The 22,974-nt window shown below is 38.9% G+C and carries 21 protein-coding genes and 1 riboswitch; of the genes, 12 read left to right on the forward strand and 9 right to left on the reverse strand.

The window, feature by feature from the left end:
* Both BUW93_RS10215 and BUW93_RS10220 read right to left on the reverse strand, forming a co-directional pair.
* Complete coding sequence (locus tag BUW93_RS10215; RefSeq protein ID WP_081211605.1) at positions 1–1,032, reverse strand: iron ABC transporter permease; 1,032 nt, start codon at positions 1,030–1,032, stop codon at positions 1–3.
* On the reverse strand, positions 1,029–2,168 hold the full coding sequence (locus BUW93_RS10220) for an ABC transporter substrate-binding protein (protein WP_081211720.1): 1,140 nt from the start codon (positions 2,166–2,168) through the stop codon (positions 1,029–1,031). Before BUW93_RS10220 ends, BUW93_RS10215 begins: the two co-directional genes overlap by 4 nt.
* Before the next feature lie 69 nt (positions 2,169–2,237).
* Positions 2,238–2,463, forward strand: a riboswitch (cobalamin riboswitch).
* A 35-nt stretch (positions 2,464–2,498) separates the two neighbouring features.
* On the opposite strand from BUW93_RS10220, the gene BUW93_RS10225 reads away from it, so the two are divergent.
* Entirely contained in the window at positions 2,499–4,328 is a 1,830-nt protein-coding gene (locus BUW93_RS10225) for a TonB-dependent receptor plug domain-containing protein (protein ID WP_081211606.1), read from the forward strand.
* 3 nt (positions 4,329–4,331) lie between these two features.
* A complete protein-coding gene (locus BUW93_RS10230; RefSeq protein ID WP_081211607.1) occupies positions 4,332–5,408 on the forward strand; it encodes a YncE family protein in 1,077 nt (358 codons plus the stop codon).
* 60 nt (positions 5,409–5,468) lie between these two features.
* Here the strand turns inward: BUW93_RS10230 and BUW93_RS10235 are convergent, their stop codons facing one another.
* Entirely contained in the window at positions 5,469–6,953 is a 1,485-nt protein-coding gene (locus BUW93_RS10235; protein WP_081211608.1) for a S41 family peptidase, read from the reverse strand.
* A gap of 199 nt (positions 6,954–7,152) precedes the next feature.
* Between BUW93_RS10235 and BUW93_RS10240 the strand changes: the two genes are divergently transcribed.
* Together BUW93_RS10240 and BUW93_RS10245 are read left to right on the forward strand one after the other, a co-directional pair.
* Positions 7,153–7,473 carry a hypothetical protein gene (locus BUW93_RS10240; protein WP_081211609.1) on the forward strand — a complete coding sequence of 107 codons (321 nt, stop codon included), beginning with the start codon at positions 7,153–7,155 and terminating at the stop codon, positions 7,471–7,473.
* A 9-nt stretch (positions 7,474–7,482) separates the two neighbouring features.
* Positions 7,483–8,010 (forward strand): DUF4252 domain-containing protein, encoded by a 528-nt coding sequence (locus BUW93_RS10245; RefSeq protein WP_081211610.1) that lies wholly within the window; start codon positions 7,483–7,485, stop codon positions 8,008–8,010.
* A 139-nt stretch (positions 8,011–8,149) separates the two neighbouring features.
* On the opposite strand, the gene purB is transcribed toward BUW93_RS10245, so the two are convergent.
* Positions 8,150–9,487: an adenylosuccinate lyase gene (purB, locus tag BUW93_RS10250; RefSeq protein ID WP_081211611.1), complete on the reverse strand. Its 1,338-nt coding sequence runs from the start codon at positions 9,485–9,487 to the stop codon at positions 8,150–8,152.
* Positions 9,488–9,573: 86 nt separating this feature from the next.
* On the reverse strand, positions 9,574–10,260 hold the full coding sequence (locus BUW93_RS10255) for an SIR2 family NAD-dependent protein deacylase (protein ID WP_081211612.1): 687 nt from the start codon (positions 10,258–10,260) through the stop codon (positions 9,574–9,576).
* A gap of 151 nt (positions 10,261–10,411) precedes the next feature.
* Between BUW93_RS10255 and BUW93_RS15085 the strand changes: the two genes are divergently transcribed.
* The 3 genes from BUW93_RS15085 to BUW93_RS10270 all read left to right on the forward strand — a co-directional run bounded on the left by BUW93_RS15085 (position 10,412) and on the right by BUW93_RS10270 (position 13,779).
* Complete coding sequence (locus tag BUW93_RS15085; protein WP_110688292.1) at positions 10,412–12,373, forward strand: CHRD domain-containing protein; 1,962 nt, start codon at positions 10,412–10,414, stop codon at positions 12,371–12,373.
* Between the two features lie 183 nt (positions 12,374–12,556).
* Positions 12,557–13,213, forward strand: coding sequence for a TrmH family RNA methyltransferase (locus BUW93_RS10265; RefSeq protein WP_081211613.1), 657 nt, complete (start codon positions 12,557–12,559; stop codon positions 13,211–13,213).
* A 32-nt stretch (positions 13,214–13,245) separates the two neighbouring features.
* Complete coding sequence (locus BUW93_RS10270; protein WP_081211614.1) at positions 13,246–13,779, forward strand: SRPBCC family protein; 534 nt, start codon at positions 13,246–13,248, stop codon at positions 13,777–13,779.
* On the opposite strand, the gene BUW93_RS10275 is transcribed toward BUW93_RS10270, so the two are convergent.
* From BUW93_RS10275 to rlmH, 4 genes are all read right to left on the reverse strand, one after another.
* A complete protein-coding gene (locus tag BUW93_RS10275) occupies positions 13,776–14,534 on the reverse strand; it encodes a carboxypeptidase-like regulatory domain-containing protein (protein WP_081211615.1) in 759 nt (252 codons plus the stop codon). The genes BUW93_RS10270 and BUW93_RS10275 overlap by 4 nt on opposite strands.
* A 76-nt stretch (positions 14,535–14,610) precedes the next feature.
* On the reverse strand, positions 14,611–16,383 hold the full coding sequence (locus tag BUW93_RS10280) for a DEAD/DEAH box helicase (RefSeq protein ID WP_081211616.1): 1,773 nt from the start codon (positions 16,381–16,383) through the stop codon (positions 14,611–14,613).
* Positions 16,384–16,446: 63 nt separating this feature from the next.
* Positions 16,447–17,019 carry a non-canonical purine NTP diphosphatase gene (locus BUW93_RS10285; protein ID WP_081211617.1) on the reverse strand — a complete coding sequence of 191 codons (573 nt, stop codon included), beginning with the start codon at positions 17,017–17,019 and terminating at the stop codon, positions 16,447–16,449.
* A gap of 6 nt (positions 17,020–17,025) precedes the next feature.
* A complete protein-coding gene (gene rlmH / locus BUW93_RS10290) occupies positions 17,026–17,499 on the reverse strand; it encodes a 23S rRNA (pseudouridine(1915)-N(3))-methyltransferase RlmH (protein WP_081211618.1) in 474 nt (157 codons plus the stop codon).
* Between the two features lie 51 nt (positions 17,500–17,550).
* Here rlmH and nadC point away from each other — a divergent pair, with 51 nt between their 5' ends.
* From nadC to priA, 5 genes are all read left to right on the forward strand, one after another.
* Positions 17,551–18,408: a carboxylating nicotinate-nucleotide diphosphorylase gene (gene nadC / locus BUW93_RS10295; RefSeq protein ID WP_081211619.1), complete on the forward strand. Its 858-nt coding sequence runs from the start codon at positions 17,551–17,553 to the stop codon at positions 18,406–18,408.
* 1 nt (position 18,409) lies between these two features.
* Entirely contained in the window at positions 18,410–19,333 is a 924-nt protein-coding gene (locus tag BUW93_RS10300) for a YihY/virulence factor BrkB family protein (protein WP_081211620.1), read from the forward strand.
* A gap of 23 nt (positions 19,334–19,356) precedes the next feature.
* On the forward strand, positions 19,357–19,917 hold the full coding sequence (locus tag BUW93_RS10305; RefSeq protein WP_081211621.1) for a chalcone isomerase family protein: 561 nt from the start codon (positions 19,357–19,359) through the stop codon (positions 19,915–19,917).
* 24 nt (positions 19,918–19,941) lie between these two features.
* Positions 19,942–20,376, forward strand: coding sequence for a DUF2147 domain-containing protein (locus BUW93_RS10310; RefSeq protein WP_081211622.1), 435 nt, complete (start codon positions 19,942–19,944; stop codon positions 20,374–20,376).
* Positions 20,377–20,467: 91 nt separating this feature from the next.
* Complete coding sequence (gene priA / locus BUW93_RS10315; protein ID WP_081211623.1) at positions 20,468–22,921, forward strand: replication restart helicase PriA; 2,454 nt, start codon at positions 20,468–20,470, stop codon at positions 22,919–22,921.
* Positions 22,922–22,974: the final 53 nt, after the last annotated feature.

Here is a 22,974-nt window from a genome sequence, read left to right on the forward strand (position 1 = left end):
TCAAAATAAAAATCGGCGTTTTCTAACCAATAACCAAATAACCACCGGTGCACCTATCAAAGAGGTGATTGCGTTAATAGGTAAGGTGAATTCGTTGCCAGGCATTTGAGCCGCAATATCACAAATAAGCATTAAAATAGCTCCTCCAAGTAATACTGCCGGAATTAAAATCCCGTGATTATTCACCGGGATAACCTGCCTGATTAGATGTGGGACCGCAAGTCCTACAAAGGCTATGGGTCCGGCAAACGCAGTTATACTTCCCGCCAATAAACTTGTGGCCAGAATCACCAGCAATCTATTTCTTTGAATACTCACTCCAAGACTTTTTGCATATTGTTCTCCAAGTAACAGGCTGTTGAGGTTCTTAATTCCTGCAATGGAAAGAAAAATTCCGCTAGCCCAAAATAAACCCAGTACTGAAACTTCCTCCCAGGAAAGATTTCCTAAACTTCCAAAAGACCAAAAAACGTATTGTTGAAGCTGGGAAGCCGGACTAAAATATGCAAGAACACTAACTATTGCAGCTGTTAAACTAGCAAACATCAATCCTATGATAAGTATGGCCATAGTATCTCGTAATCGTAGGGAGGCCAGCATTACTGCCAGTAAAACTAGCAAGCTTCCTATACTGGAAGCGATAACAATACTCCAATTAGAAAGTAGAAAAGAGGCAAAGGCGCCCCCAAACAGTCCTGCCCCCATAAAAACCAAAGCTACCCCAAGACTTGCGCCACTGCTTAGACCTAAAACGTAAGGCCCTGCCAAAGGATTTCTAAAAAGAGTTTGCATTAAAAGTCCGCTAACGGCCAGGCCAGAGCCGGTGATAACGGCTGTTATGGCTTTTGGAAGACGATATTCTATAATTATATACCTCCAGGATTCCCGGGATACCTCCAGGTTGAAAATGGAAGCAATAATATCTTTTAATGGAATTTTTACAGAGCCTAAACCTATGTTTAGAAATAACAGGCCTATTAAAGCCAGTATTAAGAGTGAAAAGGTTAATATGTACTTTCGACTAAAGATCAATTTTTTAGGGCTTTGAAGAACACTCGCTCATAATCCGGGAGTAAGTTGGGGTGAAAAATAGAAATCAAATCCTTTAAAATCAGATCGGGCCGTTGTGGACCTAATTCGAAATATAAAACTCCTCCCGTTTGGCCTTCAACCAGACTTACACTGTAAACTTTTTTCTCCTGTACGGCTTTAAACTGCTCATAATGCCTGGATTCATTAAGTAGTTGCGTATAAGTGGTGAATTGTCCGGTACTAATCCAAAAATCTGCATTTTGTGCTTTTTCAAGAACATTTTCAAAAGATAGTGCCAGGCTGCCGCTACCTTCGGTTTCTTTATAAAGGTAATTAGCATTTGCCTCACCTATAAAACGGGCCTGCCAGGAATTGCCGTAGGGCATATACCACTGGTCTTTATACATAGAACCCCCAATTACAGTTGGTTGTTTTTCTGAAGTTTTTGCCAGTTCTTTTGCTACCAGATAATCATTTTCAATTTGTTCAAATATGTTTGTTGCCTCAGCTGTCTTACCGAAAAATGCCCCCATGAACTTTATCCATTCGGCTTTGCCCAGAGGTTCTTCTTCCACCCAATCCGCATTGAATACCACGGGAATCCCGGTTTTTTGAATATTTTCGAAGGTTTTGTTATTTCCATCTATAGCGAAACCAATTACCACATCTGGTTGAAGATCGATCAAAACTTCGGTATTGATATTTTCATTCTTTCCCAGTTCTTTTATTTTCCCCGAATTAATTAGCTTTCTGGTCTTTTTGGAAGAAATATAATCGAGCCCGGGAAAACCTGTTAATTTATTTTCCACTTGTAAAGCTTCCAGGGCAGGAATATGAGTTGTAGAAGTAACCACCACCTCTTTTACAGGAAGCTGAATTTTTTGATCGTACTGCAAATCTTCAGGAATTTTAGTGTTTTCTTCAATTAAAAGATAGGTGAGATCAAGATCCGAATTCGGCCAGGGGTTATGGACTTTAACAATGCTATAGCCGTTAAATTCCTCTATGCTGAAGCCTTTGGCATATTTTATTTCTACCGGATTTCCTTCGGAAATTTGAGTTGTAGAAGTGTTCTTTTCCTCGTTTTTGCAGGAAAATAAAAATAGCAATGATAAAAGGGAAACGAAATATTTCAAGATTACAGATTTGACTTCAAAAGTAATATTATTTAAAAATTTTAGTGCTTCGCAAACATAAATGTTTATTTTTGACAAAGAAATTTTGGTTTGGCGCCGGAATGTACCGTCGTCGATTAAAAGGGAATCAGGTGATTTGAATCTTCAAAAATTCCTGAGCTGTTCCCGCAACTGTAAGCTAAGTTCCGTAACCGGAATGCCTGTTGTCACACTTCATACCACTGTCGCTTGGCGCGATGGGAAGGTAAACAACAAGGACGCGAGCCAGGAGACCTGCCAGAAGCATTACTAATTTAACTCTTAGACTTTCGGGATAAAAGTCGGTGTATAATGAACTTAAATCGTTATTACCTTTTATTTCTGGGATCGCTTTTAGCTTTACCCGCATTTTCACAAACCGAACCTGTCACACGGCTGGACGAGGTAGTATTAAGCGATATTTCTCTAAAAAGAGATTCGGAAGAGCGCCGGGTTATGCTGCTCAATGATTCGATTTTGAAAGAAAATGAGCCATCGCTTACCTCGTTGTTAAAATTCAATAGCCCTATTTTTTTTAGGGAAAACGGGCCGGGGATGGTTTCTTCAGCATCTTTTCGTGGCACTTCTGCCCAGCAAACCGCGGTAATCTGGAACGGGATCAACATCAATTCCCAATTTACAGGACAAACCGATTTTAATACAATTCTCACAGGAACTGTCAATAATATTTCAATTCGGCCCGGTGGGGGTAGTGTTCTCTATGGAAGCGGGGCTATTGGGGGAAGTGTTCATCTTAACAACAGCTTTAAATTTGATGGAGAATTTCATAATCAACTTAAACTGGATTATGGAAGTTTTGAAACATTTTCAGGAAATTATGGAGCCTCTATTTCTTCAGAAAAGACGAGTTTTCAGCTGAATCTTGCCAGGAATTCTTCGGCCAATGATTTTGAATATCCCAGAGAGAATCAATTCAATGAAAATGGAGATATCAGGAATACAGGCCTGGGCCTGTCGGGGGCTCATCGGTTGAGTAAAAATCATCTCCTGAAATTTCATAGCAAATTTTATGAGGGCGAAAGAGGTTTTTCCGGAACCCTTAGTGCCCCTTCCAGAAGCAAGTTTGAAGATGTGAATAGTCGCAATCTCCTGGAGTGGAATGGCTTTTATGGGGACTTAAGCTCTTCGTTAAAATTGGCTTATTTAGATGAAATTTACCGGTATTTTGAAAATAGGGACACCGAGGAATATAACTACGGTCGTGCCAGAACCGGGATCGCCAAGGTAGATCTTAGCTATCAATTCAGCAGCGAGCTGGAGGTAACCGGAATTGTAGATTATCAGAAAATTTCAGGAAAAGGAACAAATACCGGTGAAAACCAACGAAATATTGGTAGTCTGGCCTTGTTACTAAAACATAGCCTGGGAGATTTCAGTTACCAATTAAGCGCCAGAAAAGAAGCCACAGAAGAATATGAGTCGCCATTGCTGTTTGCTGCGAACGGACTTTACAGGTTTTCAGAATGGTATGAAATAAGGCTTGGGGTTTCGAAAAACTTCAGGATCCCGAGTTTCAATGATCTCTACTGGTATGCCGGTGGAAATCTGGATTTAAAGCCGGAGACTTCAAAACAGGTGGAACTTGGACAGAAATTCAGCTTTAAGAATTTGAAATACGATCTGGCAGTTTACCTTATTAATTCTGAAAATTTACTGCGTTGGGTTCCAAACAGTGGAGGATTATGGCGACCTGAAAATACCGGGGAAGTCAGAAATTATGGTTTAGAAGCAGCTGTAGACTGGAATAAAACCATTGGTAGCCACAGTCTTGAAATGAATGCTACCTACGCCTGGACCCAGAGCCAGAATCAGGAAACTAAAAAACAACTCATCTATGTGCCCGAGCATAAGGCCACTGCCTCGCTTGGTTATAACTATAATCGCTATTCTGTTTTTTATCAGTTTTTGTACAATGGGAGCATTTTTACTTCTTCAGATAATAAGTATACGCTAGACGATTATACGATATCAAATTTGGGCATAGCCCGGAATTTTGGCCGAAATGACATTGTGAAGATCGGATTTCAGGTCAGGAACCTTTTTGATGAAAAATATAAGAGTATGCCCGGGCGACCAATGCCGGGACGATATTTTAATAGTTCAATCACCTTTAAATTATAATTTATGAAGATCAGATTTTTTATGGCCGCAGTGCTTAGCGCTGTTTTATTCGCTTCTTGTGAGAGCGATAACGAGATTAATGAAATTCCTGAAGAGGAATTGGGAAATTACACCAAAGGGGTTTTTATTCTGAATGAGGGGAATTTTGGTTCTGGGAACTCTTCGGTGTCTTTTCTGAAACCTGATCTTCTGAAAATAAAACATAGTATTTTTATTGAAGAAAATGAAGGGAAAAACCTTGGAGATACCGGTCAGAATATAGGTTTTTATAAAGATTTAGCTTTTATAGTGATGAATGTTTCAGGAAAAATTGAAGTGGTGAATCGCCACAGCTTCGAACATTTGGCCACGATAGAAACCGGATTGGATAACCCTAGGTATATCGATTTATATGAAGGAAAAGCTTTTGTAAGCAACTGGGGAGATGGTATGGATCCAGATGATGATTTTATCGCGGTTTATAATCTCGCAAGTTTTGAATTAGAGGAAACAATTTCCGTAGAAGAAGGTCCAGAAAAAGTATTCACTGTAAATAATAAGGTATACGTAGCCCATAAAGGCGGATTTGGCTTTAATAATAAGATTTCTGTAATAGATCCTAACATCAATATTATAGAAAAAATAATTGAAGTAGGAGAGGTGCCTAACTCCATGGTGAGCGATGGCAACAGTTTATGGGTGCTTTCTTCGGGGCTACCTGCTTATGCGGAAACCGAGACAGCAGGTAAGATCACTCAAATAGATATGATTAATCACCAGGTGGTTAACGAGCTTAGTTTTGAGGTTAATGAGCATCCTGCAAACCTGAATTTTGATGGAGAAAGTCTTTTTTATACGCTGGAGGATATGGTTTACAGAATTAGTGTAGCCAACCAGAAAGTTCCTGGTTCCTCTATAACCGAATTCGTAGATGAAGGTGTGTTATATGGTTTCACAATAACAGAAAATGAGATCTTTGCATCTTTTGCTAACTACGATTTTACCGGAGACGGTAAACTTATGGTTTTGGATAAAGCCGGAAATTTATTAAATGAATTTTCTATGGGAATAAATCCAAATGGGATTTATATAGTAGAATAAATTTAAAAGCCCCGGAGAATAATCATTCTCCGGGGCTTTTTTTATATAAAGTTCTGAGTATTAAAACTCGTTCCCTCCGGGAATAACCGGTGGAACTTCATCGGTAAACATTTTCTGAAATTCAGGAGCATCAGATCCTGTCTCATCAAGGATTTCAAGCTCGGGGGATTTAGAAAAATAAGAAGCTTTTTTTACTCCTTTGATATCATCCAATGCTGCAGCCAATAAAGGTTCAGATGGATCGCCGAGAGGCTTGTATTCATTTATATATTCTTTAACCTCAATATCAGGAACCAAACCGTCTACATAATCTGAATTACCAAGGGCATTAGCCGATTTATAAACTAAAGGTTGGATGGCATATTTGTGATTAGGATTGGCATTTTCTCTACCAAAATTCTGAGAATCATACAATGTAACCGAAGCCTGAAACTTTCCTACCGTGTTTTGACCTACGTGTACAACATCTATCCAGGCATCGAGTCCATTTATAGTTAATTCACTTGCAGAAGCACTTGATTTACCTGCTATAACATAAACTTTATCCAGGTTAAGGCTATTTATAAGATCACCAGTGCGTATTTTATCGTTAAATCTGTCTACCAGTCTATCCGGATTATTTTCTTTAAAGTAGGATTGGTATGAAGGATTCCATTGTTGTTGAGAAAAGATTTCACCTTCAAATTGCCCCGTGATCATACTTGCAAGATCTACGGCCGATTCTACACTTCCTCCACCATTATATCTTAGATCCAGGATAAGCTCAGTGATTCCTTCTGATTTAAAATTGTTAAATGCATTATTTAATTCAGCATCAAAGTCGGCGGTAAAACTGTTGTACATCAGGTACCCCACTTTTTTACCATCAACATTAAAGGTTTTGGTAATATAAACCGGGTTCGCAGTATATTCGGCTTTAGATAGATCATAAGTTTTATCAAGGCCTACTACATCCATATTCTCATCGAATTCGGCCTGATGAAGAGTGAAGTTTTCCGGTCTTACCAGATCCCCGTAATTTGCGAGCGTCATCACCTCACCGTCTACTTTGTTAAAGATCATTCCTCTTTCAATCCCGGTATCGGCAGCAGAAGTATTTGGTTGTACATATCGCACGTAAAGCAAAACCTTACTCTCATCATTAGGGTGATAAGCAAACCCATAATTCATTCCGGTGGTTGTACTCGTTCCTGCAAATCGGTTTTCAAGGGCGATGTAATCATCGGTCATGAAGCTGAATCTGTCTTGTTCCCCATAATCGTAAACAAGTCCATCGTAAAACAGGTCTTCTGGAGTGTCAAAATCATCAAGAAAATCATTTAAATCATCCTGGGTGGTAAAATAGCCATCGGCGAGTTTAGGGACGTAACTTTTATAGAGGTAAATTTCGTTCATTCCTTTATACATAAAATCCTCTACTTCCAGATTTCTATCCGGCCCAGTTTTTCCCACTTCCTCGTCAACTACATCATCATCGTTTTTAGAGCAGGATATTAGAAGGCTGGAAGAAAAAAGAAAAAGAAATAATAATTTGTAAATCTTCATATATGTTAAGTTTTTGTGAAAAGGCTAAAATTAGCCACAAAATCGTAAATTCAAAATTTATTATAACATTTTTTTAGGCACTTAAACGTAATAGATTTAGTGATTTCTGAATTTCGATTTAATATAAGGTTACAAGCTTTATACCAATATTTTTAATTGCGTAAGAAAATAAATAAATGCCGGACTAATACAATTAATTATGGAATCAAAAAGCCAGTTTCAACAAACAGAGAAAAATGAGAAGCAACACTATTCGAAAGCTTCAGGAAAAAAGTTTTATGTTTGGGCTGGGGTATTGGTGATAATTATTCTGGCAATTGGAATTTTTTTCCTTCAGCAGAAAAATTCAAGCAATACTAAAAATGCTGATTTAGGAACCATTCAGGATGAAGAATTAGCCTTTGAAAAAACCCGGGAAACCCTTCAAATGGTTTCAGAATTAATGAATGAAAGAAGAGAAAACCTTGTTTATCTCAAGGAATTCAATAATACTAGAGAAAGAATAATTAAACACGATTAAATTAACGAGATGAAAAAAATAGCGATACTCTTTATACTTGCCTTACTGCCATTTTTTACCAATGCACAGGCCTTCGAAAAATATGAAAATATGAAGGAAGTGGATGCGATGATAATGACCAGTAAAATGTTTAAAATGCTGGCTAAAGTTGACTTTAGCGAGAGTGATGAGGAAGCACAACAATATATTAGATTGATAGAAAACCTGGATGAGATAAGAATGTTTACCTCCTCCAACAACCAGGTTCGTTCTGAAATGGCCCGCGATGTAGATAACTACCTGAAAAATGGTAGCCTGGAACAGCTAATGCGGGTAAACGAAAACGGGAAGAATATTAAATTTTATTCTAAGCCGGGAAAAAACGAAAACATTGTGAGTGAACTTTTTATGTTCCTGGAAGGACATGAGGATGGGGAACCAATTTCGGTTATTCTTAGTATTACCGGCGATATAGATCTTTCTCAGCTTTCAAGATTGACCAAGGATTTAAAAGTACCCGGCGCCGATGAATTAAACAACCTGGATAAAAAATCATAACATAAAAATCTCTGGAGCTTTTGGGTTTTTATTGATATTCGTAGCCAAGGAGTCTCCTTGCGCTGGGTAGAAATCAGGAAAGGACTAAATTATATAAAACAACCCGCCGGGCTAAGTTGTTCCCGGCGGTATTTTTTATTTATATCCCGGTGTAATTTTGGGGAGTTATTGCTTTAAGTTCATCTTTAATTTCATCGGAAACCTCCAGACTGTCAATAAACTTTGAAATACTCTCTTTATTTATCTTCTCATTGGTACGGGTAAGACCTTTTAATGCTTCATAAGGATTTTTAAAACCTTCCCGTCTTAAAATGGTTTGAATAGCTTCAGCCACTACAGCCCAATTTGCTTCAAGATCGGCATTGAGTTTTTCCTTATTCAGTAATAATTTACCTAAACCCTTTAAAGTAGATTTAAATCCGATTAGGGTATGGCCCATTGGGACTCCAATATTACGAAGTACTGTGCTATCGGTAAGATCACGCTGTAAGCGACTTATCGGTAATTTTGCTGAAAGATGTTCGAAAATGGCATTCGCGATCCCCAGGTTTCCTTCACTGTTCTCAAAATCTATAGGATTAACTTTATGCGGCATAGCAGAAGATCCTATTTCTCCTTTAGTGATTTTTTGTTTAAAATAGTCCATAGAAACATAGGTCCAGATATCCCGGTCCAGATCTATAAGAATATTATTGATGCGTTTTAGAACATCAAATAGGGCTGCCATATGGTCGTAGTGCTCTATCTGTGTTGTAGGGAAGGAATGATGAAGCCCCAGAATTTCCTCTACAAAGTTGGTTCCGAATTCCTTCCAGTCAATATGCGGATAAGCAATCTTATGTGCATTGTAATTACCGGTTGCGCCACCAAATTTACCGGCGTGTGGAATGTAGTGTAATTGAGTAAGTTGTTCCTCCAGCCTTGCCGAAAATACATCTATCTCCTTGCCAAGCCGGGTTGGAGAAGCAGGTTGGCCGTGAGTTCTTGCCAGTAAAGGTACATCTGCCCATTCCTGAGAAAGCTCCCGCAATTTAGCTCGAATTTCATCCAGTACAGAAAGATAGTCATCTTCTATAGCCTTTCTAAGGCTTAAGGGCACAGCAGTATTATTTATGTCTTGAGATGTCAAACCAAAATGGATAAACTCCTTAAATTCCTGAAGCTCAAGTTCATCGAATTTTTCTTTCAGGAAATACTCTACGGCTTTTACATCGTGGTTGGTGGTTTTTTCTATTTCCTTAACTGCCTGAGCATCTATTGTCGTAAAATCACCGTAAATCTCGCGCAAATGGGAATATTTTTCCTTCGGAAAAGAACTGAGTTGAGGAAGAGGCAGCTCACAGAGTGCGATAAAATATTCTACTTCAACCTTTATGCGGTATTTAATTAGGGCTTCTTCGCTAAAATAAGCTGAAAGACTTTTGGTTTTATCATGGTATCTGCCGTCTATTGGCGAGATGGCGGTTAGCGGAGTCATTGTGTTGTGGTGTTTGAATTATAAAGCTCCAAATATACTGCTTCCAAACCATCTTTAAAACTACTGTCTTAATTCTTTTTAAAGCTTTATGCTGAAGATTTTATAAGCTCATCAACCAATTGTGGAACCCCTATGGAAGCTCTTTCCGAAATGATTTTCAAATGTTTTGCTGGTGCTACATTGGGCTTGGGATCTATGAAAAATACAGGGATATCACGAGGTGCAAACTCCATTAAAGCCGCGGCAGGATAAACCTGCATAGAAGTGCCTATTATGATAAGAATATCTGCTAAAGCCGTAATGTCTGCGGCTTTTTCAAACATAGGCACGGCTTCTCCAAACCAAACCACATGAGGCCGTAGTTGATAATTATGCTCACAAAAGTCACCGATCTTGATATCTTTTTTCCAGTCCATAACCAGATCTTCATTAAAGGTGCTTCTTGCTTTTAAAAGTTCGCCGTGCAAATGGGTGACTTTTTTGCTTCCGGCTCTTTCATGCAAGTCATCTATGTTTTGGGTGATTATCTCTACATCATAATATTTTTCCAATTTAGCCAGGGCTTGATGTGCCGCGTTGGGTTCTACTTCTAGTAGTTGGCGACGACGTTTATTATAAAAATCAAGCACCAGGGCTTGATTGCTTTCCCAGCCGCCAGGAGAAGCAATCTCCATAATATCGTGTTTTTCCCAAAGACCATCGGCATCTCTAAAGGTGCTAATCCCGCTTTCGGCACTAACTCCAGCACCGGTTAAGACAACAATTCTTTTCATTGTTAACAAAATTTGTGAGGTGTTTTTAATAAGCTTAACATCCGTTAAAAGTTGTTCTCCCGTATCTAAATATAGATTAGATGTCGGAATTAGCATTTATGGGATGCAACTTTCTACCTCTAAAATTACTAATCACTAAAATTTTAAAATTATGAAAAAGTTCTTACTTGCTATTTTAATAGCACTTCCATTTATGTTTATGAGCTGTAGCAGCGATGATGATGCAGTTGATCCCGATGGGGATGGAGATTTCGAAGGTGCAACCAAATCTTTCGAACTCTATTCTGTCGCCGATCCCTCAATTTCAGGTACCGCAACATTTATGGAAAACGAAGATAACAGTACTACTGTTGAAATTGAATTGGATGGAACTCCGGATGGAGGTATGCACCCGGCACACATTCATTATAACACAGCTGCCGAGGGTGGGGATATTGCATTATCTTTTGAATCTGTTAATGGAACTACCGGAATGAGTACTACTACCTTTTCTGCCTTAGATGACGGAACTAGTATTACTTATGAGGAAGCTATTAATTTTGACGGATATATCAATGTGCATTTAAGTGCCGATGACCTTGGTACCTTGGTAGCCCAGGGAGATATCGGAGAAAATGAACTTACTGGAGAATCTAAAAACTATATGCTTGAAGAAAGAGCTGTAGAAGGAATTTCCGGGAATGTTATGTTTCAGGAAAGAGTAAATGGTGAAGCCCTGGCAACTATTATGCTTGATGGTACACCTGAAGACGGTGAACACCCTGCACATATCCATATGGGTTCTGTTGCTGAAGCTCCAGGGGATATTGCTTTTAGCTTTAATCCTGTAAACGGTGCCACCGGAATGAGCAAAACCAATGTGGCGGCCTTAGACGATGGTACCGCATTTATGTATGATGATGTCTTAAATTATGATGGCTATGTCAATGTACACCTAAGTGCCGATGATTTGGGAACTATTGTTGCTCAAAATGATATAGGAGCTAACGAACTTACCGGAGAAAGTAAAACCTACGAACTTGACGAAAGAGCGGTAGCAGGAATCAGAGGAACAGTAATGTTTGAAGAACGTAAGAGTGGTGCTGCATTGGCAACTATTATGCTTGATGGAACACCAGATGGAGGAATGCACCCAGCCCATATTCATATGGGAGCTTTCGCTGAAGGTCCCGGTGATATCGCATTTACCTTTAATTCTGTAAATGGCGATACCGGAATGAGTATGACTCAGGTAGAAATGTTAGATGATGATACCGGGTTTGGATACCAGGAAGTTTTAAACTACGATGGTTACGTAAATGTTCATCTTAGTGCAGAGGATCTTGCTACGGTAGTAGCCCAGGGTGATATTGGATCCAATGAACTCACCGGAGAAAGCAAAACTTATGAATTAGGTGAGAAGGATGTTGAAGGAATTAGTGGTTCTGTGATCTTCGAAGAAAGATTAAGTGGAGAAGCACTTGCAACTATTATGTTAGAGGGTACCCCAGATGGAGGAATGCACCCAGCTCATATCCATATGAATACTGCAGCTGAAGGGGGAGATATCGCCTTTACCTTTAACCCGGTGAATGGAACAACCGGTATGAGTATGACTCACGTAGCCATGCTGGATGACGATACGGAATTTGGGTATGAAGACGTATTAAATTATGATGGGTATGTAAATGTTCACCTAAGTGCAGATCAACTTGGCGTGATTGTGGCTCAGGGTGATATCGGTCAAAATGAATTAACCGGTGAATCTGCTTCTTTTGATCTTGCCCCGGTAGATGTCGATGGAATTATGGGTACAGCTTTGTTTGAAGAACGGTTAAACGGTGAAACTCTTGTAACCATTATGTTGGATGGAACTCCGACAGGTGGTATGCACCCCGCTCATATTCACGAAGGATCGGTAGCCGAAGCTCCGGGTGATATAGCAATCTCTTTAAACGCAGTAAATGGGGATACCGGAATGAGCATGACCAATGTTTCCCAGCTTGATGGTGAAGATGGAGACCTGATAGATTATAATAGTCTTTTGGAATATGATGGCTATATAAATGTACACCTTAGTGCCGATGATTTAGGTACTCTTGTAGCACAGGGAGATGTAGGGTCTAACTCATAGAGTTTTATATCTTTTCAGTATAAACCCGGTTTCAAAGAAACCGGGTTTTTTATGATTTGAACTCTTTTAAAAACTATTTCTGTTAAAACCAGAATCATTAAAACCAGGACCATGCGATAAAAATAATCTTAAATATTCCTGTGGAAACATTAAGGTTGCCGTCTGTTTTTTTAATTTTAACTCATGCAAAAAACAGAACTTCTGGCTTACTTGAAAACTTTTCTTACTCCAAGGCGTATTGCTTTGTTTGAGAAAGTTTTAGCCCAACGTACAAATCATTTTACTGTGGTCACACAGGATGTTCATCAGTTACATAATACGAGTGCGGTAATACGTAGTTGTGATGTTTTCGGAATTCAGAATATCCATGTTATTGAAGAACGTCAACCCAGGAGGATCGACAAAGAAATAGCCATGGGGGCACAAAAATGGGTAGATGTAAACCGATATAATTCTACCAAAGATTGTATTGCCAGGCTTAGGGAGAAAGATTTTCAAATTGTTGCAACCACCCCGCACGGAAATGCACAAAATATCGAGGAATTTGAAATTTCAAAGCCTTCAGCTGTTTTCTTCGGAACCGAAAAAGACGGTCTCTCTGCAGAAGTTCTTAAAGAAGCTGATGTTAAATTGAAAATCCCCATGCAAGGCTTTACCGAAAGCCTGAATATATCGGTTTCGGCAGCAATTATTTTACAATCCTTAACCAGCCGACTTCGTCGTAGTGAGGTGTTTTGGCAACTCACACCTGAAGAAAAACTCGAAATCGAATTGAACTGGGTTAAAAAGTGTATAAAAAATTCAGAACAACTTGTGGAGCACTATAAAGCGTCCCGATAAATTTGTTATTTTTAGCAGCTCAAGCCCTACTTATGACCCTCTTTTTTTACCTTGTTATTGCGATTATTACCTTTTTCGCTTTTTTACATGCTTATGCTAAAAAATCGTATGATCTAAGTCGTACTATGGTTATCAATGCTTCTAAAGATGACGTATTCAATTATGTTAGTCAGTTAAAAAAGCAACCCCATTGGGTGCCCTGGTTTAGGAGAGATCGCGATGCCATCCTTAAATTTAAAGGAATTGACGGGAAAGAGGGAGCCGGATTTTATTGGAGAGGAAATAATAAAGTAGGAGAGGGGACTCAAAAAATTGTAAAATTAAAACCTAAGGCGATTGTGGAGACGCGCTTGCTTTTTGTGCGGCCCATTAAGCTTAATTCTTTAACTTATATCGGAATTAAAGAAATGGAGCCTGAAAAGTCGAAAATAGTATGGGGTGTTCGCGGGTTTCTGCCTTTTCCGCTTACTATTATTTCAATTTTCTACAGCGTAGAAAAATTGCTGGGGAATGATCTTGAAAAGGGATTAATAAATTTAAAAGCTATTTTAGAAAAAAGGGATTAATCTTCACGTTGAAGCACTTTATATTCTTCATAACAACCGCTTATTGCATCAAGGATCTGTAGATCGTTAGCCGTGCGCATAAAATCTTTTGAATAATTACAGCGGCCTAAGATTTCGTCAATTTCCACCTTATTGATTTGTAGTAAGGCCACAAGGGTTTCCCGGTCAAATTTATTCCGAAGCAAATTTCTAATCTCAACATCATCCTTCATTTGCCTGAGCTTTCGCATTTGCTGCGGTCTTTTTCCGAAGATATTATTAACGAGGTCTGCCGGGTTAAGCAGGGAGCCTAAAACTTTTGATACCGCGCTGGGCGAATTAGTGCCTGCTTCGTAACCGGTATTTAAACCCGAAATACTGTAGCGTTTATTCTCGTAAATTGGGATATTCTTGGCATCTATTTCGAGATAGCCGGTTAAGGTAACCGAACTCACCACCACCTCTTCCAGTGCAATTCCCAGTTCAGTCATCTTCACTTTTACATTCCCGTATTTCATCCAGTCGTTGGTAACACGAACTTTTATGGATTTAAATCCGAGATAGGTGAAATATAAGGTGTCGTTCACTTTAGCGGGAAGTTCAAACTTACCATCTTCGTCGCTCACCGCGCCTTTAACCTGATTAAGATTTACAATATGTACCCTTTCAATAGGTTTATCATTGGCGGCATTCATCACTGTGCCAGAAACCACATTTTGTGCCGAGGCATAAATACCAGAAAAAAAGAGTAAAAAAAGGAATAAACTATACTTCATAATAATTGGCGCCTAAAATATAAAATACCAATAAAAAACAATGCCAGTTTTTATATTTTAAGCGCCTATAATCTATTTATTTTTTAGAACGTCTCCTTTTTAGAGAGCTTTCTATATTCTTGCCACGACCGCCCGATTTTTTATCGCCGCGCCCTTTTTTGTTAAATCCTTCGGAACGTCTCCCGCCGGATTTTCCACCTTTAAATGGTTTTCCAGAGCGTTCTTTACCGCCGCCTCCTTTTTTTCTTCCGCCACGACCAGAATCAGTCGTAACTTCCACATCAATATGGCGTCCATTATGTTTGAAGTCTTTAAACGTCTCAAGAACCTTATCGGTTTGTGAAGCATCGGTATTAAAGAATGAGAATGTTGATTTAGCATCGACTTTATAGACGTCATCGCGACCAAGATCAAGAGTTGCTTTCAGAAAGTCTTTAAGGCTCATCCAGTCAAAACCGTCTTTTGCGCCAATATTGATAAAGAACCTAGTAGATTCTCCTCCTCCTGAAGCACGATCAGAACCTCCTCCTGTACTTAGGTCTGGTGAGTTCTTATAATAATTAAAGAAACGGGTGAATTCTACCGAGAAAAATTTCTTAATTAGTTCTTCACGACTAAAACCTTCCAAGACCTCGTTAATACTCGGTAAATAAGGGTCTATCTCATGATTGATCTTAGTTTCCTTGATATCATTTGCAAGGTGAAATAACTGAACTCTGCAAATCTCCATGCCGTCAGGAATATCTTTTTGCTCAAAATTCTGCTTTATAATGCGTTCGATACTTTTGATTTTACGCACTTCACTTTTTGAAACAATGACCATAGAAACTCCACTCTTTCCAGCTCTACCGGTTCTACCGCTTCGGTGGGTATAGGTTTCAATTTCGTCTGGTAATTGGTAGTTGATTACGTGAGTGATATCATCTACATCAATACCACGAGCGGCAACATCAGTAGCAACAAGCATCTGGATCTGTTTTGTCCTGAAACTTTTCATCACAAGATCACGCTGGTTCTGGCTAAGATCCCCGTGAAGTGCTGCGGCGCTATAACCGTCTTCAATAAGCTTTTCAGCTACTTTTTGAGTGTCTCTCTTGGTTCGGCAGAAAATAACCGAAAAAATATCGGGATTGGCATCTGCCAGTCTTTTAAGCGCTTCATAACGCTGGCGGGAGTTTACCAGGTAGTATTCGTGTGATACGTTACTGGTTCCCTGGTTTTTGGTACCCACAGTAATTTCTATGGGAGTTTTCATAAACTTTTTAGCGATTGTTGCTACCTCTTTAGGCATGGTAGCAGAAAAAAGCCAGGTGTTCTTTTCTTTTGGCGTATCTGCAAGAATAGAGGTGATGTCTTCATAGAAGCCCATATTCAACATTTCATCGGCCTCATCTAAAACACAGTAATCAATTTTGGTAATATTAACCAGTTTACGGTTTATCATATCCTGCATACGACCGGGGGTAGCTACAATAATTTGTGCTCCACGCTCAATTTGGCGCGCCTGCTCGGTAATGCTTGCCCCTCCATAAATGGCAACTGCATTTAGATTTTTCTCGAATTTAGAGTAGTTCTTTAATTCGTTGGTGATTTGTAGGCAAAGCTCACGGGTTGGTGAGAGAATTAATGCCTGGGTATGTTTAGCGTTAGAATTTATCTTCTGGATAAGCGGAAATCCAAAAGCAGCTGTTTTTCCTGTTCCGGTTTGGGCCAGGGCCACCATATCGGTGTCTTCATTTAACAAAACAGGAATAGCTTTTTCCTGAATTTCACTTGGGCTTTCAAAACCCATTTCTTCGACTGCTTTAAGAATAGAAGGGTTTAAACCTAATTGTTCAAATTTGTTCATATAAAAATTAAAATAAGCGGCAAAGGTACGGCTTCGTACGCAATAAATCCTTTTGGAAGTCTTTTATTTTGAAAGATAGGAGATTAGCCCTCTTAAAGCCTTAGCCCGATGACTCAATTCTGACTTTTCAGAAAGGCTCATTTCAGCAAAGGTTTTGGTGTGTCCTTCTGGTTGAAAAACAGGGTCGTATCCAAAACCCTGATTACCACGGGCTTCTTCCAGAATTGTCCCTTGACAGGTCCCCACGAAGAGGTTCTGCTGGTCGTTTAAATTTAGGGCGATCACGGTTTTAAATCTGGCGCTGCGATTATTTATATTTTTCATTTCCCGAAGAAGTTTTTGCATATTGGCCTGGTCGCTTTTGGCTTCTCCGGCATAACGTGCAGAAAAAACTCCTGGGGCACCAGCTAAAGCTTCCACCTCTAAGCCGGTATCATCGGCAAAAACATCATAACCATAACGATGTTTAACATATTCAGCCTTTAAAACAGCATTGCCTTCTATGGTATCACTGGTTTCAGGTATTTCCTCATTACAGCCAATGTCGTCCAGGGAAAGTAGATTGATATAATGCGGAAGGAGGGCTTTAATCTCCTTCATCTTATTCTTGTTATGAGTGGCAAATACTAGATCCATAATTAATTATTGATGGTGATAAGGTTCATTTTTTAAGATGGTAAAGGCACGATATAATTGCTCTGTAAAAAATAATCGTACCATTTGATGAGAAAAAGTAAGTTTAGAAAGGGCCAGTTTTGAATCAGATCTTTTGTAAACGTCTTCAGAAAATCCATAAGGACCACCAATTACAAAGATCAATTGTTTCATCCCGCTGTTTAGTCGCTTCTGAATATATTCGGAAAAGACTATAGAGCTGAATTCCTTACCTTTTTCGTCCAGGAGTATCACAAAATCTGAAGCCTGGACTTTTGACAGAATAAGCTCTCCTTCTTTAGACTTTTGCTGGTTTTCATCCAGGTTTTTAGCCTTTTTGAGGTCGGGAATAACCACAATTTCAAATTTAATATAGAATTGAAGCCGCTTTTCATACATCTCTATGAGTTGTTTTAACTCGGTACTATCGGTCTTGCCTATGCATACTAATTTTATGGTCATATCCTTTATTTAACGCAGACTTTCCTACTTTTACAAAAATAAGTATTGCAAATGATCTCAAAAGACCAATTCGAAAAAGAAATAAATTTAATTATCACTAATGCTTTAAGGGAAGACGTCGGGGATGGAGATCACAGTTCTTTAGCCTGCATTCCCGCTACCGCCACAGGGAAAGCAAAACTATTGGTTAAAGATACAGGAATTTTAGCGGGGGTGGATTTCGCCCTTAGGGTTTTTGAAAAGGTAGATCCAAATTTAAAAACAGAAGTTCTTATAAAGGATGGAAGCCAGGTTAAGCATAGGGATATTGTATTTTATGTGGAGGGGAGTTCTCAATCAATTTTAAAAGCAGAAAGGCTTGTGCTGAATGCGATGCAACGTATGAGTGCGATTGCCACCAAAACCAGGCAGTTTGCTGATAAATTGGAAGGTACGAAAACAAAAATCCTCGATACCCGGAAAACTACTCCTGGTATCAGGGCCCTGGAAAAATGGGCAGTAAAGATAGGAGGAGGGGAGAATCATAGATTTGGCCTTTACGATATGATAATGCTGAAGGATAATCATATAGATTTTGCCGGTGGAATTACCCAGGCGATCCTGAAAACTAAAGAATATCTTAGAACCAATAATCTTGACCTAAAGATTATTGTTGAAGCAAGAGATCTTAATGAAATCAAGGAAATATTGCAGTCAGAGGGAGTTTATCGTATATTAATAGATAATTTTAATTATGAAGACACCAGGAAGGCCGTGGAGTTAATAAACGGAAAATGTCAAACCGAATCCAGTGGTGGGATAACTCTGGAAACTGCCAGGCCATACGCTGAGTGTGGTGTAGATTATATCTCGAGCGGTGCATTAACACATTCGGTTTACAATAAAGATTTTAGTTTAAAGGCTATATAATATGGCTGTTAGTAAAGCATTTGAATCTAAACTGGAACAGTTTTCAAATTGGTGGGAAAATAAGACCCGGAACATCATTTTGCCGGGCTTAGAGGGTTTATCGCTTTATGATCTCTGGGAAATTTATTCAGGAGGAATAATAAAGGGTACATTTTCGACCCGTGCCAGTGCCATTGCCTTTAGTTTTTTTATGGCCTTGTTTCCTTTTTTACTTTTTATGCTGAACCTGATCCCCTATATTCAGTTTATAGATGATTTCCAGCTTCAGTTTCTAATCTTTATGGATTCGTTGTTACCACCGCAAACCTCGGTGTTTTTCAATGATATTTTCCTGGACATTGCTAATACGCCTCGTGGGGGGCTACTGTCTTTCGCATTTATTTTATCTATATTTTTAATGACCAATGGGGTAAATGCGATTTTTACAGGTTTTGAATTTTCTTACCATACCAATACAAACCGATCCATTATTAGGCAATACATTATAGCTGTAGGAGTTTCCCTTATTATGGCATTGTTGTTGCTCATAACAGTAATACTGGCGGTTTATCTAACTTATGCCTTAGATGACCTTAACGAATTAGGAGTGGTTCCTAAGGATGGTGCGGGAGCACCCTTGGTAAAATACAGCGCTTTTATATTATTAATTTATATTGGGGTGGCTACATTATATTATTTTGGGACCAAGGAAGCCAGGAAGGCAAAGTTCTTTTCAATAGGAGCTTTCTTCACAACAATTCTAATTTTATTAACCACATATTTATTTGGATTATATATTGAAAACTTCTCCTCCTATAACGAATTATACGGTTCTATTGGAGCCCTCTTAATTCTAATGGTATATATTTGGATAAATTCAAATATATTGTTGTTAGGTTTTGAACTTAACGCCTCTTTAATAAAACTCAAAAAGAATTTTAAATAACTTTAATCGATAAACCAAATAAAATGAAAAAAGTAATCTTTATAATGTTCGCTGTTTTAAGCATTTCTCTTGGTCAGGCTCAAACCGAAATCGGTGGGGTAAGTCTACCAAATACACTGGAGTACGGTTCAGAAGAATTAATGCTGAATGGTGCCGGGGTTCGTGAAAAATTCTGGATGGATATGTATGTAGGTGGGCTTTACCTAAGTGCAAAATCGTCTAATGCGGCTGAAATTACCAAAGCCGATAAACCCATGGCTATCAAACTGCACATGGTCTCTAAAATGATTACCAGTAAAAGAATGATTGATGCGGTGAATGAAGGATTTGAAAATGCTACTAATGGAAATACGGCTCCAATTTCTTCTGAAATAGCGAAATTCAAAAGTTTCTTTGATGAGCAGATCAATAAAGAAGATGTTTTTGATATCGTTTATTTACCTCAGGATGGAGTAACTGTCTATAAGAATGGAAAGAAATCAGGTAATATTAAGGGCCTTGAATTTAAACGTGCCCTTTTCGGAATATGGTTATCAGATAAACCAGCCGATGAAGACCTGAAAAAGGGAATGTTGGGAAAATAAATTCCTGATAAAATTAAAATTGCTATGAAAATTAATGTGAACCTGTTACTGGTTTCCTTTTGCACCATCTTTACCTGCTTCGGGATACAAGCACAAAGTATCTTCGGAAAATGGCAGGTCACCAATGATGCCGGAAAAGTAAACTCTATTATAGAAATTTACGAGAATGGTGGAGAGGTTGCAGGAAAAGTAGTACGGATAATGAAAGAAGAGGACCGCGATCAAACCTGCAATAAATGCAGTGGAGAGCTTAAGGGTCAACCTATTGAAGGCCTGGAGGTAATTAGCGGTTTTGAAAAAGACGGAGAGGAATATACAGGTGGAACCTTAATTGATCCCAAATCGGGGAAAGAATATAAAGGAAAAATCTGGCTCGATGAAGACGATCCCAATAAACTAAATGTAAGAGGTTACGTAGCTTTTTTCTATAAGACCAAAACCTGGGAACGCGCAAAATAGCCCTTAGATAACAAAATGATAAAAAACCATTCTATTTTAGGATGGTTTTTTACTTTTATGAATCCTTAAAATCTATCAAACCCAATTGTAAATGCCCTATTTTGTTGACGTAATTCTTCCCCTGCCTTTGGAAAAACGCTTTACTTATGGGGTTTCAGAAGATGAAGCTAATTTCCTTGAACCTGGAATGCGCATTGCAGTTCCGTTCGGGAAATCAAAGATTTATACAGGGATAGCGGCGAAGCTTCATCAACGGCCACCTGAGGTTTATGAGGCTAAACCTATTCATCAGATTCTGGATAAAAAAGCCTTAATCACATCCAATCAACTGAAATTCTGGAAATGGATTTCCTCCTATTATATGTGCGCTGAAGGAGATGTGCTACGTGCGGCGCTTCCTGGTGCTCTTTTACTTGAAAGTGAAGGAGTGATTCAATTAAAAAATAAGGACTTTTTGCCGGAGATAGATTTAAACGACGATGAATTTCTTCTGGTAGAAGCTCTGCAGCGCCAATCTTCCTTAAAAATTCAGGAGGTAATGAAGTTACTGGATAAAAAGACCGTATTGCCCATCATAAACAGGCTTATTGAAAAAAAGCTGTTGGTGTTAAATCAGGAGATCTACGAACAGTATAAACCTAAGAAAACCCGATTTGTAAAACTGAATGAAAGTTACCGTTCAGAGGCTTCAATGCATAAACTCCTCGATTCGTTAAGCAGGGCACCCGGGCAACGGGAAATTATGTTAACCTATTTTAGCTTAACCGCAAAGAGTCGTAAACCACTTAAATTAAAAAGTCTTCTTAAACAAAGCAAAGCTTCATCGGGTACTTTAAAAGCCCTTATTGACAAAGGGATCCTGGAAGAATTCTATGAGGAGACAGATAGAGTTAACTTTTCGGGAGAAACTTCTTCGAAAGAGATTGTTTTTAGCAAATTTCAGCAAAAAGCTTTTTCAGAAATTAAAGAACATTTTGCTGAAAATAAGGTAGGACTGCTTCATGGTATCACATCCTCGGGAAAGACAGAGATATATATTCAACTTATTAAAGAGGTTTTGGCGGCAGGGAAACAAGCCTTATATCTGCTTCCTGAAATTGCGCTCACCACCCAGCTTATCTACAGATTGCAGCATTTTTTTGGTGATAAAGTCCTGATTTACCACAGTAAGTACTCGGTTAATGAACGGGTGGAGGTTTATCGTAAGATTCTCAACAATCGAGATTCCGGACAGGTGATAATTGGCGCCCGCTCCTCTGTTTTTCTTCCATTCACTAATTTGGGATTAGTGGTTGTAGACGAGGAACACGAAAGCTCGTTCAAGCAATATGACCCCGCGCCAAGGTATCATGCGAGGGATGCAGCGGTAGTATTAGGTTCATACTTTAAAGCGAATATTCTATTAGGATCTGCTACACCCTCAATAGAATCTTATTTTAATGCCCAGCATCATAAATACGGCCTTGTGGAACTCAATAGAAGATTCGGCGATGTTCTGGTACCGGAAATTGAAATCGTTGACATTAAGACTAAGCATAAAAAGAAACAAATGACCGGTCATTTTTCAGATCGGTTACTTGAAGAGATCAAAGCAACTTTAAAGGAAGAAGAGCAGGTGATCCTGTTTCAAAACCGGCGAGGGTTTTCACCAATTTTGGAGTGCAATACTTGCGGTCATTCTCCGCAATGCCCCAATTGTGATGTTAGTTTAACCTACCACTCTAATAACCACCAGTTGCGTTGTCACTACTGCGGCTATCATATCGCGATGCAACAAAAATGTATGGCCTGTCACAGTACCGATATCTCAACAAAAGGTTTTGGTACAGAACAGATCGAAACAGAGCTCAAGGCTTTATTTCCCGACCATAAGATAGCAAGAATGGATCAGGATACCACCAGGGGTAAGTATGCGTTTGAAAAAATTATAAACGGCTTCGAGCAACAGGAAATCGATATCCTTGTGGGAACTCAGATGGTTACCAAAGGTCTCGATTTCCGGCACGTTAACCTGGTAGGGGTTATGAATGCAGATAACCTGTTAAACTTTCCTGATTTTAGAGCTCATGAGCGTAGTTTTCAGTTGATGCTACAGGTTGCAGGAAGAGCAGGAAGAACCAGGAAGCGGGGAAAAGTATTGATCCAGAGTTATAACCCGAACCACCAGATTATTCAGCAGGTATCTACAGGAGATTACGAAGCAATGTACAGGGAGCAGCTTGAGGAACGCTACAATTACAAATATCCACCGTTTTACAGAATTATTCGTTTTACCTTGAAAAGCAGGGATTATTCCACTAATAATACTGCTTCCGACTGGCTCGCGAAGTCACTCACAAATGTATTTGGAGAATATATTTTAGGTCCGGAATTCCCTCCCGTAGCACGTATTCGTAATGAATATTATAAAAATATATTGTTGAAAATTCCGCAACAACAAAGTCTTGAAAAGACCAAGGATGCAGTCAGTAAAATACTGCTGAGTTTTAAGTCTATTGGAGCTTTTAGAAGTGTGAGAGTAGTGGTAAATGTAGATCCTGTATAAATTGAAATCTTTAATTTGGATAACTAAAGGTATATCAAAAGTTATAGGAGGAA

It is taken from the genome of Salegentibacter sediminis (assembly GCF_002078605.1).
Taxonomy (GTDB): Bacteria; Bacteroidota; Bacteroidia; order Flavobacteriales; family Flavobacteriaceae; genus Salegentibacter; species Salegentibacter sediminis.